The organism is Pelagibacterium sp. 26DY04 (assembly GCF_031202305.1).
In the GTDB taxonomy this organism is placed as follows: domain Bacteria; phylum Pseudomonadota; class Alphaproteobacteria; order Rhizobiales; family Devosiaceae; genus Pelagibacterium.
Genome location: NZ_CP101731.1, coordinates 3,783,527 through 3,796,684, shown reverse-complemented (window position 1 = coordinate 3,796,684; position 13,158 = coordinate 3,783,527). Strand labels below are relative to the sequence as shown.

Here is a 13,158-nt window from a genome sequence, read left to right as displayed (position 1 = left end):
GCTTGCGATCGTCGCTTTCCGGCCAGGATGAGAAGATGCGCCGCGCCATCCCCTATGCCGAATTTATCGCTCTGGCCCGCCGGCACGCCCGGCGGAGCGATGAAGCCGAGGATATCGTCCAGGAGGTGCTGATCGCGGCGGTCCAGGCCGGGCGCGACGATTTCACCAAGTTTGCCGATCGGCGCTGGATGGCGGGGGCGATCCGCAAGCGGGCGGCGTTCGACGCGCGCAGCGCGGCGCGGCGGCGCGAACGGGAAGCGCGCTGGCAGCTCGAGCGCTCCGGGGGGCAATCGCAGGCCGAGGGCGAGGCGCTAGGCGCCATCCTCGCCGATCTGCCAAAGAGCCTTCGGGTTGTCGCGGCGCTGGCGCTCTCGGGACATTCGCGGGCTGAAATCGCCTATCTGCTCGACCTTAGTGACGCAGCGCTGCGCCAGAGGGTGCGGGCGCTCAAGCTGGCCTTGGGCAAAAAGGGCGTCGCCATGCCCGCCGAGATGGTGGGGCTCAATCTCGACCTCGCCTATGGCGCGATCCGCCAGGCGCTGGCGCCGGCGCTCAAGCGCCACGGGGTTGCGTTTGCCACCCACGATCCTGACGGGCATATTTTTCTCTTCAAGCGCTCACGAAAAGTCTGATCGCGGCAACATGGGGCGTAAGGAAACGCCAAGGAGGGCGCTATGCTGTTTACGGCCCGTTACACGAGCCTGGTTTTCAACGTCACCGATCTCGACCGGACGGAAAAATTCTACTCCGAGATCATGGGCATTCGCTTCGAGCGGCGCGGGTTCGCAGGCGAACACTTCCTGCATGCCAAGCTCAGCGAGAATTTCGAGATCGATTTCATGGTCGGGACGCCCACGCCGGGCAACAGTCCGATCATGGTGTTCGATCTCGATGAGGGCGGGATCGCCGATATCGTCGCCTCACTGGCCGAACGGGGAGTGACCATCGTTTCCCCGGTGGGGGATGCCCCCGACGGCAAGGGCGCCACGTTCCGCGACCCTGACGATTTCGCCATCGGGCTCTATCAGGCCAATGACAAGCCGCTCTCTCTTAAAGGAGGGGACAAATGATCCCCAAACCGCATCGCGCTTCGATCGTCTTTTACGTCGCCGACATCGCGCGCACCGAAAAGTTTTACAACGAGGTTCTCGGCATAGAGCTCACCCGCCAGGAAGGCGCCGAACCATTCTGGCTGTCGGGTTCGCTCGACCAGGGGCTGGAGATGGTGTTCTTTCAAATGGAAGGAAAGCGCGGCAATACCCCGGCGCTGGTCTTCGACCTGGCCGATGGCGGCATCGACGATATCGTTGCCGCGCTCGCCGAACAAGGGGTGACGATCGTGACCCCGGTGGAAGAGGCACCGGGAGGCTGGAGCGCGGACTTTCTGGACCCGGATGGCTTTGGTCTGGGGCTCTGGCAGTCGGGGGACAAGCCGCGGAGCTTGAAGTAGATCACTGGCTCAGCGCCCCCCATCCGACCTCCGCTTCGCTCCGGCCACCTTCTCCCGCCAGGGAGAAGGGTAGTCCGTGGCAACGCTTTAGTCAGAGCCGAAACGTCTGACAAAGGAGCTGGGGGGCCGCTGTAGCTGTCCTCACATAGCTGCATTGCGGCGTTTTTCCTTGTTTACGACCCATTGCTGGGGTATGGGCAGCCAACCTGCAAAATCCCACAAATGGCTGGCCCCCCTTATGAGCTTGCGCAATATTGCGATCATTGCCCACGTCGACCATGGCAAGACGACGCTGATCGACGTCCTTTTGAGGCAGTCGGGCACCTTCCGCGACAACCAGCGCGTCGATGAACGCGTGATGGATTCCAACGATCTGGAAAAAGAACGCGGCATCACAATTCTTGCCAAGGTGACCTCGCTCAACTGGAAGGACCACCGGATCAATATCGTCGATACGCCGGGCCACGCCGATTTCGGCGGTGAGGTCGAGCGCATCCTTTCGATGGTCGACGGTGCGGTGATCCTCGTGGACGCGGCCGAGGGACCGATGCCGCAGACCAAGTTCGTGCTCTCGAAGGCTTTGAAGATCGGGCTGCGGCCCATCGTTGCGATCAACAAGATCGACAAACCCGAAGAGCGGCACAATGAGGTGCTCGACGAAATCTTCGACCTTTTCGTTTCTCTCGATGCAACGCCCGAACAGCTCGATTTTCCCGTGCTCTACGGTTCGGCCAAGCAGGGCTGGATGTCCGAGGACCCCACCGGGCCCAAGGACACGATGGGGCCGCTGCTCGACAAGGTCGTCGAGCATTTCGAAGAGCCCAAGGTGGAAGAAGGCCCGTTCCAGATGCTGGTCACCACCATAGAGCGCAATCCGTTCCTGGGGCGCATCCTGACGGGCCGGGTGTTTTCCGGTTCGGTCAAGCCCGGCGACGCGGTGCATGCGCTCAGCCGTGACGGCAAGGTGGTGGAAAAGGGGCGTATCTCCAAGGTTCTGGGGTTCCGTGGCCTCGAGCGCGAGCCGATCGAGGAAGGCAAGGCCGGCGATATCGTGGCTCTGGCGGGTCTCGAGACGGCGACCGTCGCCAACACAATCGCGGTGCCGCAGGTGACCGAGGCGCTCGAAGCCAAGCCCATTGATCCGCCGACCCTGTCGGTGACCTTCAGGATCAATGATGGGCCGCTGGCCGGCCGCGAGGGCGACAAGGTGCAGTCCCGCGTCATCCGCGAGCGGCTGATGCGCGAGGCGGAAGGCAATGTGGCGATCCGCGTGACGCCGGGGGACGACAACGATTCCTTTGACGTGGCCGGGCGCGGCGAACTCCAGCTCGGGGTTTTGATCGAGACCATGCGTCGCGAAGGGTTCGAATTGTGCCTTGGCCGCCCCAAGGTGCTGTTCCGCGAGGAAAATGGCGTCAAGCTCGAGCCTGTCGAGGAAGTGATCATCGACGTCGATGACGAGTTTTCCTCGGTGGTGGTGCAAAAGCTCACCGAACGGCGCGGGGAGCTTGTCGAGATGCGGCCTTCGGGTGCCGGCCGCACGCGCGTGCGACTCTACGTGCCCACGCGCGGGCTGATCGGGTATCAGGGCGAACTCTTGTCCGATACGCGCGGCACGGCGATCTTTAACCGCGTGTTCCACGAATATGCGCCCTTCAAGGGTCCGCTGCCCATGCGGCGCACCGGGGTTCTGATCTCCAACGCCACGGGGCAGGCGGTGGCTTATGCGCTCTTTAATCTCGAGGATCGCGGGCCGATGCTGATCGATCCGGGCGTCGATGTTTACGAGGGCATGATCGTTGGCGAGCACAACCGGGAAAACGATCTCGAAGTGAACGTTTTGAAGGGCAAGCAGTTGACCAATATCCGGACCACCTCGAAGGACGAGGCGATCCGGCTGACGCCGCCCAAGAAGCTCAGCCTCGAACAGGCGCTGAGCTACATTGCCGACGACGAATATGTGGAAGTGACGCCCACTTCGGTGCGGCTGCGGAAAATCCACCTCGACCCTCATGAGCGCAAGCGCGCAGCGCGGGCGGCAGCGGCCGAGGCGGCGGCGAGTTGATTTGGCGAATGGGCGGGGCGGGGCTATAATCGAGCTCGCTCTGCCCATCGTTCTTTCAAAGAGGTGCTGCGATGAGCGATACATCGACCAAGCAACGCACTGAGACCAAGATCAAGACCGAGCGGCCCAAGCTGCACAAGGTCATCCTGCTCAATGACGACTACACGCCGCGCGAATTCGTGGTGAAGGTGCTCCAGTCCGTGTTCCGCATGGGCGAGCCGCAGGCGGAGGCGGTGATGATGACCGCGCACCAGAAGGGTTCGGCGGTGGTGGCGGTCTATACCAAGGAGATCGCCGAGACCAAGGCGGACGAGGCGATCGAATTGAGCCAGCAGTTCGGGTTTCCATTGATGGTGACGACCGAGCCTGAAGAATAGACACAGCGGCGTTTGCTGTTTTCACATCTTCTGTCTTCATCGAGGCTTTGCGGGTCCCCGGGTCGAGCCCGAGGACGACGAGGTGGATAGGGGGCGGCCGGCAACAGCGTTAGTGTACCAGTCCTATACCCTCTCCTCGTCATTGTCGGGCCTGACCCGACAATCCGCGACGCTGCCAATTCCCGGCAGATGTTTGGTTCCTAGTACCACGCCCCGCGCACGACTTCCGTGCCGCCGCCGATTTCTTCCATGAGGAGGTCTTCGAAGCGGTCGAGGTCGCTGTCGTTGTAGTGGTAGGGGTAGACATAGGTGGGCAGGAAGGCGGCGACGCCCGAGGCGGCCTGGTCGACGTCCATGGTGTAGGGCAGGTTCATGGGCACGAAGGCGATGAAGATGTCTTCGAGCTCACGCATTTCGGGAATGTCCTCGGTGTCGCCGGCGATATAGACGCGGCGCTCGCCGATGGTGAGGATATAGCCGTTGTCGCGCCCCTGGGGGTGGTATTGCAGCCGGTCCTCGGTGGTGTTGTAGGCGGGGATGGCCTCGATGCCGATATCGCCGAAACTGTCAGTGTCGCCATTGGCCATCTGCCGGGCACGGGCGGAGAGCGCTTCGGGAAGCATATCGAAGACGGCCGGGTTGGCGATGATCTCGGTCTCTTCGCCCATGATCGCTTCGAGCGTTGCAGCGTCGTAGTGATCGCCATGCTCATGGGTGATGAGGATGAGGTCGGGGGGCGGGAGATAGGAATAGGGCTCGGCGCCGCCCACCGGATCGACATAGATGACGCCCGAGGGCGTTTCGAGAACCAGCGAGGCGTGGGAGATGGGATGGACGAAGAAATCGCCGGCCTCGGACGGGTAGAGATCGCCATCGGCCTGGGCGAAAGCGGTGCGGGGCAGGATGGTGGTGACGCCCATGGCGGCCAGGGTGCCAAGCCCCAGGCCGAGGGTCCGTCGACGGGTAAAGCTCATTTCGCGTCCTCCTTTTGAACGATCGGGCCCGATGATAATCACCCGGCATTGCAACGGCCATAGTGACGTTTGGATCGGGTCCCGGTCCTTCACAAAAGCGCGAGCTTTTCGGCACGTTCCACGCCATCTCGATTTCGCCGGGATTTCTCTGTTAAGCTTGGCTTAATGGATTGGGCCGAGGGAACTCAGCGACATGGCAAGCCAGAACAACGCCGCCCGGATCGGACAGACGATCAAGGGGCTGGAAGTCACCTCGCGTTTCGCGCTCGCCGTGCTGGCGCTGGCGAGCGGGGTCTATACCTATCTCGGGGTGCGGGGACTCCTGGACGGGGACGCCAATTTCGTCTTTTTCGCTGCCATCATCTATTCGGTCGCCGTATCGGTGGGCATCTACGTGTTCTGGAGCTACATGATGCGGTTCCTGCCGCTGATGCGCACCATGAGCCAACGGCTGATCATGGTGGCGATCATGGGGTTGGGATCGCTGATGATCGTGGCCATGAGCTCCTGGCTCAACGCCGCCGCGCTGGCCGGTTCGGCGGCGCTCGAACAGCATATGGCGGTGACGCTGGAGGAATATACCGGCGATCTCGATGCCGCCCACGCCAATGCGCTCTCCGCCCAATCGCTGCTTCCGGACGTTCAGCGGGCGTCGGAACGCTTTGCCACCCTGGCGCAGGAAGAACGCGAGGGCGGGGCGCTGACCGGCACTTCGGGGTCCGGTTCGGTGGTGCAGCTTTTGAGCCAGATGAGCGGCCAGATGGACGGGCTCACCACCACCATTTCCCAATCCCAGGAACGGGCCAGCGGGCTGTTTGCCACCGGCGGCGAGCATCTGGCGGTGATGCGCGAACTGGTTTCCGCGCCCGGCGAGGTGCAGCCGCGCGCCGATGCCTTTGCCGCCGAAATCGTGGCGCTGACCGGGGTGATCGCCGCGCTGCAGGAAACCTCGGTCGCCCCCTCGGTGGCGCGGGCCGCCGAAGACCTTTCGCTGGGCTTTATCGCCCCGGTGGCCGATGGTCAGAGCGCCGGGCTGGTGATGCGCCAGGATGCGGCCATGGCCAATATCCGGGGCGCTGTCGACGCGCAATCCTCCGCGCTTGCCGAAGCGGCGCAGGCGATCATGGCCGAGCCGGAGGTCGAGCCGCGCCGCTTCGTGCCGCTTTCTTCGGCCGAGGCAGTGCTGCGCTACGCTTCCGATTTCGTGCCCTCCTGGGCCGGGGCGATTTCCATCGATCTCTTGCCGGTGGTGCTGGTGCTGCTGCTCTCGGTTGCCCATGCGGCGATGCGGCGGGACGCTGAATCGCTCGACGATGCGGAAACGCTGACCGCCGCGGACATGATGCGGGCGGTGGCCTTGCACAACCAGATGATGGCGGTGCGCGCCCAGCCGGCGGAAATCCTGCCCGAGCGGTCGGAGGACGAGGAGCCTGCGACCGGTGAAACCGAAACGCTCACGGTGGCGCCCGAGCCGGCCCGCGCCGAGGACGACGACACGGTGACGCAACTGCCTGGGCTCACGCAGCGCAAGCGCACCGAAGGGCCGCAACGGCCATGAGCAGCCTCGGCGAGGCGCCGCGCAAGGGGATCGGAGCGCGGTTGGTACATGCCGTCGCCGCCGTCGAGGACGGAGCAATCCTCCGGACGGCGTTTTTCGCCATGCTGGCGGGGACGGCCTGGGTGCTGATCTCCGATTACATGGACCTCAACCAGGTCCAGCCCGCCGATCTGGCGGTAATGCCGGGCGATCCGCTGCTGCCGGCGGTCGAGCGGCCCGAGATCGACCCCTCGAACCCGGCCTATCGTCCGCTCGAACATATAACGACGCCGCCCGAACAGCTTGCCGAGCCGCTGTCGATCGAACTGGTCGGCGGGGGCGTGCTGATGCTGTCGGGGACGATCGTTCCGGGAGCGGCGGCCCAGTTTGCCGCCGAGATCGCGGCGCGGGGGGATTATGTGGAGACCGTGGCGCTCAATTCGCCGGGAGGATCGGTGGACGATGCGCTGCTGATCGGGCGTATGATCCGCGAGAATGGATTTGCAACGGCGGTGGGGGACGGGGCGCTTTGCGGTTCGTCCTGCCCGCTGGTTCTGGCCGGCGGCGTCGAGCGGCTGGTGTCCGACAGCGCGGCGGTGGGCGTGCACCAGATCTATGCCGGGGCAGGCGGGACCGAAATCGGTTCGGCTCAGGCCATGAGCGACGCCCAGGCGATGACGGCGCGGATCACGCGCTATCTCGACGAGATGGGCATCGACCCGCTGCTTTGGGTCAACGCCATGGAGACGCCGCCCGATCGGCTGTATTTCCTCACCATGGAAGAGATGGAGGAGACGGCGCTGGCCGGGACCTCGGAGGTCGAAGCTGCCGATGGGGCAGCGGTCTCCGGATCGGATGCGGGCTAGGTTCTATCGGTTGGCGCTCCCGTGCCCGAAGCGCGGCACCGCTGTCATCTGGCTATACGCTCACCCCTGGCGGATGCCGAGGGGGTCGAATTGGGAGTGGGCGGCCAGCCGCACGCAATTGCCTCCGGCGCGCTCGGCCTCCTCGAGCGCCCAAAGTCCGCGCGCCAGAAGGTCGGCATAGAGATCGCCGGGCTCGCGCTCGGTGATGCCGATGCTGAGCGTGAGCCCTCCTTCCATCTCGCCCAGCCGCGCGCGCAGCTTCTTGCGCAGCTCCTCGGCGGTGTGGCGGGCGGCAAAGAGATTGCTGCCCGGAGCGAGGATGGCGAATTCGAAATCGGCCATGCGGCCGATCAGGGCATCCCTGGGGGCCACCGAGAGAATGAGGGCAGCCAGCGCCGCCGCGGACTGCTCCCTGGTGCGCGGCTGGGTGGGACGGTTGACGGCGATGAGCGTCAGCGCCACGTCGCGGCGTTCCTCGTGGGGCTTTTCGGCTTGGGCCAGGGTGAGGAGTTGACGATCGGCGTGGGTGGCGAAGCCGGCCCGGTTCAGCAACCCGGTTTGCGCATCGCGTTCGGCGCGGCGGATGAGGCGTCCAGCGGTATCGGCCAGAAGCAGCGCCAGCCCGGCGGACGAAAGAATCAGCAGCAGGATGGCGCCAGAGGCGGTGGAAAGGCCCGCATAAAGGGTGGCGGAAAATGCCGAGGGTTCGGCGCCGACACCGCCGGCCCAGCGCGCAAGGAAGGGCTTGCCCAGGAAATGAAGGCCGATGAGGGCGAACAGCGCCATGAACAGCCAGTCATACCAGGCTTTGGACCGGGCGCGGGAGATGACGCTGAGGGCGAGGAAACTGAGGAGCGCGTAGGGGATCTGGTAGAGCATCTGACGCGTGAAATCGGCGCGCGGCAGGTCGAGGATCAGATAATAGAGCAGCGACGAGGCTGCGACGATGGCCAGGCCCCCGCCGGCGGGCATGTCGATGCGGTAGCGCCGCGCGATGCCATGGGCGATGAGCACGAACATGATCACCATGGCGACGGCGATCACCATGCGTGTGGGCCCGGGGGCAAAGCCCGTGGCGAGGACGATCTCGCCGAGAAAACTGATGCCGGCGGCAAGAAAGGCGCCGGAAAACCAGAGCGCGGGACGATTGACGGGATCAAACCGGGCCAGCGCGAAGAACGCAGCCGATTTGACGGCGCAGAGGGCGACGATCACCCAAAAGACCAAAATCGCGCCGTTCATTTCGACCCGCGGAACTCCTCGAGCATTTCCGCCTCACAGGACGTCAATTGCTCCCAATCCTTGTTTGCCGCGTTCCGAACCGCAAGTGTGCAAGAAGGGGCGCCTCTAGGTCCGGTTAATCAGATCGCGGCGGCTCTGCCAAGTCGGGGATTTGTCGCAACGGAACATGCCTTTGCGCCGTTGATTGGTCCGAGAGCAACAAGGAGATAGCAAATGGCGAAAGTCTTGACCGAACTTGCCGACATCCGGGCGTGGACCGAAGGGAGGGGCGGCAATCCGATCATGGCCGACATGCCGGCCCCCGGCGGCAAGGACCAATACCTGCTCAACCTCACTTTCGACCAGCACATGCTCAATGCCGACAACAATGAGGGGCCGGACCGGCCCACGGGAGGGTTCGAGCTGGTGAGCTGGGAAGACTGGTACGCCGCGTTTTCGGCGCAGAATTTGGCGCTGGTGGTCGATGACGACCTCGAGGGGGATACCTATGCCGATTTCCGGTTCATGAGCCGGGAAGAAGCGAGACGAGGATAGAGGGCGAGTCCATTGCATTGTGGGGCACCCCTGCGGGGTCAAACCGCTTCTGGTGCCTGCCGAGAGGCGCGCCCCCTCACTCCCTATCGGGGGAAGGAGAGATCTTTTGGAGGGCAAGGCGGTCAGATAGATTTAGCGCAGGCCGTCGTCGATGGCGTACATGTCGTCGTCCGAAAGGCCGAAATGGTGGCCGATTTCGTGGACGAGGACGTGGGTGACGATTTCGCCCAGCGTATCGGTGTGCTCGGCCCAGTAATCGAGGATGGGACGGCGGTAGAGCCAGACGCGGTTGGGCATCTGACCGGTCTGCGGCAGGATGCCATCATCGGTGCGCCCGATGCCCTCGAAAAGCCCCATGAGATCAAAGGGGCTTTCCAGGTCCATGTCCTTGCAGATCTCCTCGGTGGGGAATTCGGCAACACGGCATTCGACGTCGCGGGACATGGAGCGGAAGGGCTCGGGGAGAGATTCGAGCGCCTCTATGGCGAGGGCTTCGATGTCATCGAGCGAGGGAGCCGGGAGAGGACCCCAGAATTTGGCGTCGCCTTCCGATGCCTCAGTCATTTCCCCGCCCTTGTGCTTGTTGCCGAGATCCCCGGGTCAAGCCCGGGGAAGACGATGGGGGGAGGAGGGGCCGAGTACCACGGAGGACGTGGCTCTCTACTGGCGCGGCCACTCGCGGATGTCCACGAACCGGCCGGCGATGGCGGCGGCGGCGGCCATGATGGGGGAGACAAGGTGCGTGCGGCCCTTGAAGCCCTGACGGCCCTCGAAATTGCGGTTGGACGTCGAAGCGCAGCGCTCGCCGGGCGCGAGCTTGTCGGCGTTCATGGCCAGGCACATGGAGCATCCGGGCTCGCGCCAATCGAAGCCGGCGGCGATGAAGATCTTGTCGAGCCCTTCGGCTTCGGCCTGGGCTTTCACCAGCCCCGAACCGGGGACGACCATGGCGTTGACCCGATCGTGGACCTTGTGACCCTTGACGATGGCGGCAGCGGCGCGCAGATCCTCGATGCGGCCATTGGTGCACGAGCCCAGGAACACCCTGTCGAGCTCAATATCGGTGATTTTCGTGCCCGGGACCAGGCCCATATATTCGAGGGCACGCTTTTTCGACGCCCGACGGTTGGCGTCGGCGATCTGGTCGGGATCGGGAACGGCACCGGTGACCGAAATCACGTCCTCGGGGGAGGAGCCCCAGGAAACGATCGGGGGGAGATTGGCTGCGTCGAGCCGCACTTCCTTGTCGAAATGGGCGCCCTCATCGGTATAGAGCGTCTGCCAATAGTCGAGCGCCATGTCGAACGCGGTGCCCTTGGGGGCGCGGGGGCGATCCTTGACATAGGCGAAGGTTTTTTCGTCAGGCGCGATCAGCCCGGCGCGGGCGCCGCCTTCGATCGACATATTGCAGACCGTCATGCGGCCTTCCATGGAGAGCGAGCGGATGGCCTCGCCGGCATATTCGAGGACATGGCCATTGCCGCCGGCGGTGCCGATCTCGCCGATGATGGCGAGGATGATGTCCTTGGCCGTAACACCCTCGGGGAGCTTGCCGTCGACGACGACGCGCATGTTTTTCGCTTTTTGCTGGATCAGCGTCTGGGTGGCGAGGACATGCTCGACTTCCGAGGTGCCGATGCCGTGGGCCAGGGCGCCGAAAGCGCCGTGGGTCGAGGTGTGGCTGTCACCGCACACAATGGTCATGCCCGGGAGCGTGAAGCCCTGTTCGGGGCCTACGATGTGGACGATGCCCTGGCGAATATCGAGCTCGTTGTAATATTCGACGCCGAAATCAGCCGCGTTCTGCGCCAGGGTTTCCACCTGGAGCCGGGATTCGGGATCATCGATCCCGTTGGTGCGGTCCGAGGTCGGCACGTTGTGGTCGACAACGGCCAGGGTGCGCTCGGGGGCGCGGACCTTGCGGCCGGAGAGGCGCAGTCCCTCGAAAGCCTGGGGGCTCGTGACTTCATGGACGAGGTGGCGGTCGATATAGAGGATAGCGGTGCCATCCTCGTTATAGGCCACAACATGGTCGTCCCAGATTTTGTCGTAGAGGGTCCTGGCGGTCATCGGAGCGCAAATTCCAGTCAGTGAGGTTACGTTGTGTGGACAGTCATGTGATGACGGCCTGCAAACCGTGGTTCTCTGCGCTTCCGGTACTCACGTACCAAATGTACGCTCCGTTCCGATTCTCGATCACCCGCTTTTCGGCGCGCCCTGACCTGCCTCTCCACACACTTGGCGTACCCTTGGGTACGGTTGACTGCTATTTACGCGCTTGCGGGGCTTTTGGTCAAGGGTTGGGGCGGTAACTGGCATGTGAGATTTCGGCCAGCGCTGCACCTGGATTGGGCGAACAAGTCCCACAATGACAAGGAGGGGGTGGAGCCGATGCCGCACCCCCCGGTCCGATCAGCCCTTGTTGGCCATTTCGATGGAATCGAGGATTACCTTGCGGGCGTCCTCGACGCCGCCGATGCGATCGATCTTGGCCCATTTGCCGGGCTCGAGATCCTTGTAGTGCATGAAGAAGTGCTTCACGCGCTCGATCTGGATTTCGGGCAGATCGGTAACGTCGGCAATGCCGTCATACATCTTGGTGAGCTTGGAAACGGGAACCGCGAGGATCTTTTCGTCCTGGCCGCCATCGTCTTCCATGAACAGCACCCCGACCGGGCGCGAACGCACGATGGCGCCGGGAACCAGGGGGCGGGAGTTCAAGACGATCACGTCGAGCGGGTCGCCGTCACCGCACAGGGTGTGGGGGACGAAGCCGTAATTTCCCGGATAGCGCATGGGCGTATAGAGAAAGCGGTCGACGAAAAGGGCGCCGGAATCCTTGTCGATCTCGTATTTGATCGGCTCGCCGCCCAGGGGGACTTCGATGATGACGTTGAGGTCCTCGGGCGGGTTCTTGCCCACGGGGATGGCGTCGATATTCATGGTGCCGTTCGTTTCCTGATTGGGAGGGAGGAGGAGACGGGAGGCTTTTTGCCTAGGGAGAGGGGCAAATGCAAGGCGTATCGAGGAGAGGGGCGGTGTCATCTGTTTGGCACGGGACCGTCAAGCTGCGTTCATGGGCGTGATCTAACCGGGAAGGGGGGCGGTCACACCATAGGCAGAATTTCAAAATGAACAGACGAGATTTCATGGCGCTGAGCTCGGCGACGATCGCCGCCACGGCTTTTTCGGGCACGCCGGCGCTGGGGCAGGACGCAAGCTTCATCAAGCGGTTCGCTTCAACCGACCAATTGGCCGCCTACACCCGGCTGAGCGCACTTCTGGAGCACCCGGCGATCATGGCGCATCGGGCGGGCTACTATCCTTGGGGCGGCATACCGGAATGTTCGATTTTCGGGGCCGAGCAGGTGATCAAGCGCGGCCCAGCCTTTATCGAGATCGACGTGCGCACCAGCGCCGACGGGGTGCCGGTTTGCGTGCATGACGAAACGCTCGATCGGGGGACGACCGGCACGGGACGGGTCGATGAGGTTTCCGCCGATTATATTGCCGGGCTCACCCTGCGCGACAATCTGGGGCAGGCGACGGGCTATGCGATCCCGACCTTTGAAGACTTCCTCGACTGGGGCGAGAACGGCGCCATGCTGTGGCTCGACACCAAGGATATCGACCCGGCGCTGCTGGTCGAGATGGTGCGCGCGCGGGGCGCGGAATCGCGGGTGATCGTGAGCGCTTATGGGCGCGAGATTCTTGAACACTACCAGGAGCTGGCGCCCGATCTTGTCTATTTCGTGCCGTTCATCGAAGGCCTGGGGCTGCCCGATGTGCAGTCGATCCTCGATACCGGGCTCAATCCAGAACATCTGATCGGCATGGCCGGGTTCGACCTGCCGAACATGAAGGGCACGCTGGACTTGGCGGAAATCGATGCCCCGGCCCTTCTCGACGTGCAGAACATCGACAAGCGCTATGAGCCCGGCAACGTCAACCCCAACCTCTATACCCGCGCCGTGGAAGAGGGATTGCCGTTTATTTGCACCGACCAGTATTCGGCGGCGCTCGATGCACTGGGGATCACCGACTGGGCGTGATGGGGCGGCGCGGCAGAGGTGGGGGATCACACGTCTTCTGAGCTGCGTTGAAACCTTGCGG

General features: G+C 63.6%; 14 protein-coding genes. 9 read left to right on the top strand and 5 right to left on the bottom strand.

What is annotated here, in order from left to right; all coding sequences use genetic code 11:
- Window positions 1–2: 2 nt before the first annotated feature.
- From NO932_RS18840 to NO932_RS18820, 5 genes are all read left to right on the top strand, one after another.
- On the top strand, window positions 3–632 hold the full coding sequence (locus NO932_RS18840; RefSeq protein ID WP_309208909.1) for a transcriptional regulator: 630 nt from the start codon (window positions 3–5) through the stop codon (window positions 630–632).
- 42 nt (window positions 633–674) lie between these two features.
- The gene (locus NO932_RS18835) at window positions 675–1,070 is read left to right on the top strand and encodes a VOC family protein (protein WP_309208908.1); all 396 of its coding nucleotides are present in this window, start codon (window positions 675–677) and stop codon (window positions 1,068–1,070) included.
- Entirely contained in the window at window positions 1,067–1,450 is a 384-nt protein-coding gene (locus tag NO932_RS18830; protein WP_309163570.1) for a VOC family protein, read from the top strand. Before NO932_RS18835 ends, NO932_RS18830 begins: the two co-directional genes overlap by 4 nt.
- A gap of 238 nt (window positions 1,451–1,688) precedes the next feature.
- Window positions 1,689–3,515 carry a translational GTPase TypA gene (gene typA, locus NO932_RS18825; RefSeq protein WP_309208907.1) on the top strand — a complete coding sequence of 609 codons (1,827 nt, stop codon included), beginning with the start codon at window positions 1,689–1,691 and terminating at the stop codon, window positions 3,513–3,515.
- Window positions 3,516–3,586: 71 nt separating this feature from the next.
- Window positions 3,587–3,892 carry an ATP-dependent Clp protease adaptor ClpS gene (locus tag NO932_RS18820; protein WP_309163574.1) on the top strand — a complete coding sequence of 102 codons (306 nt, stop codon included), beginning with the start codon at window positions 3,587–3,589 and terminating at the stop codon, window positions 3,890–3,892.
- Window positions 3,893–4,092: 200 nt separating this feature from the next.
- Here NO932_RS18820 and NO932_RS18815 read toward each other — a convergent pair whose 3' ends face one another.
- Entirely contained in the window at window positions 4,093–4,866 is a 774-nt protein-coding gene (locus tag NO932_RS18815; protein ID WP_309208906.1) for an MBL fold metallo-hydrolase, read from the bottom strand.
- A gap of 193 nt (window positions 4,867–5,059) precedes the next feature.
- Between NO932_RS18815 and NO932_RS18810 the strand changes: the two genes are divergently transcribed.
- Window positions 5,060–6,424 carry a hypothetical protein gene (locus tag NO932_RS18810; RefSeq protein ID WP_309208905.1) on the top strand — a complete coding sequence of 455 codons (1,365 nt, stop codon included), beginning with the start codon at window positions 5,060–5,062 and terminating at the stop codon, window positions 6,422–6,424.
- The gene (locus NO932_RS18805) at window positions 6,421–7,269 is read left to right on the top strand and encodes an ATP-dependent Clp protease proteolytic subunit (RefSeq protein ID WP_309208904.1); all 849 of its coding nucleotides are present in this window, start codon (window positions 6,421–6,423) and stop codon (window positions 7,267–7,269) included. The genes NO932_RS18810 and NO932_RS18805 overlap by 4 nt, the downstream gene beginning before the upstream one ends.
- A gap of 60 nt (window positions 7,270–7,329) precedes the next feature.
- On the opposite strand, the gene NO932_RS18800 is transcribed toward NO932_RS18805, so the two are convergent.
- Window positions 7,330–8,511: a GGDEF domain-containing protein gene (locus NO932_RS18800; RefSeq protein ID WP_309208903.1), complete on the bottom strand. Its 1,182-nt coding sequence runs from the start codon at window positions 8,509–8,511 to the stop codon at window positions 7,330–7,332.
- A 213-nt stretch (window positions 8,512–8,724) separates the two neighbouring features.
- Here NO932_RS18800 and NO932_RS18795 point away from each other — a divergent pair, with 213 nt between their 5' ends.
- Window positions 8,725–9,045: a hypothetical protein gene (locus NO932_RS18795; RefSeq protein ID WP_309208902.1), complete on the top strand. Its 321-nt coding sequence runs from the start codon at window positions 8,725–8,727 to the stop codon at window positions 9,043–9,045.
- Between the two features lie 132 nt (window positions 9,046–9,177).
- On the opposite strand, the gene NO932_RS18790 is transcribed toward NO932_RS18795, so the two are convergent.
- The 3 genes from NO932_RS18790 to ppa all read right to left on the bottom strand — a co-directional run bounded on the left by NO932_RS18790 (window position 9,178) and on the right by ppa (window position 11,988).
- On the bottom strand, window positions 9,178–9,609 hold the full coding sequence (locus tag NO932_RS18790; RefSeq protein WP_309208901.1) for a metallopeptidase family protein: 432 nt from the start codon (window positions 9,607–9,609) through the stop codon (window positions 9,178–9,180).
- A 96-nt stretch (window positions 9,610–9,705) separates the two neighbouring features.
- Window positions 9,706–11,115: a 3-isopropylmalate dehydratase large subunit gene (gene leuC / locus NO932_RS18785; RefSeq protein ID WP_309208900.1), complete on the bottom strand. Its 1,410-nt coding sequence runs from the start codon at window positions 11,113–11,115 to the stop codon at window positions 9,706–9,708.
- A gap of 342 nt (window positions 11,116–11,457) precedes the next feature.
- The gene (gene ppa, locus NO932_RS18780) at window positions 11,458–11,988 is read right to left on the bottom strand and encodes an inorganic diphosphatase (protein ID WP_309208899.1); all 531 of its coding nucleotides are present in this window, start codon (window positions 11,986–11,988) and stop codon (window positions 11,458–11,460) included.
- A 188-nt stretch (window positions 11,989–12,176) separates the two neighbouring features.
- Between ppa and NO932_RS18775 the strand changes: the two genes are divergently transcribed.
- The gene (locus NO932_RS18775; protein WP_309208898.1) at window positions 12,177–13,097 is read left to right on the top strand and encodes a glycerophosphodiester phosphodiesterase family protein; all 921 of its coding nucleotides are present in this window, start codon (window positions 12,177–12,179) and stop codon (window positions 13,095–13,097) included.
- The last annotated feature ends 61 nt before the right edge of the window (window positions 13,098–13,158 follow it).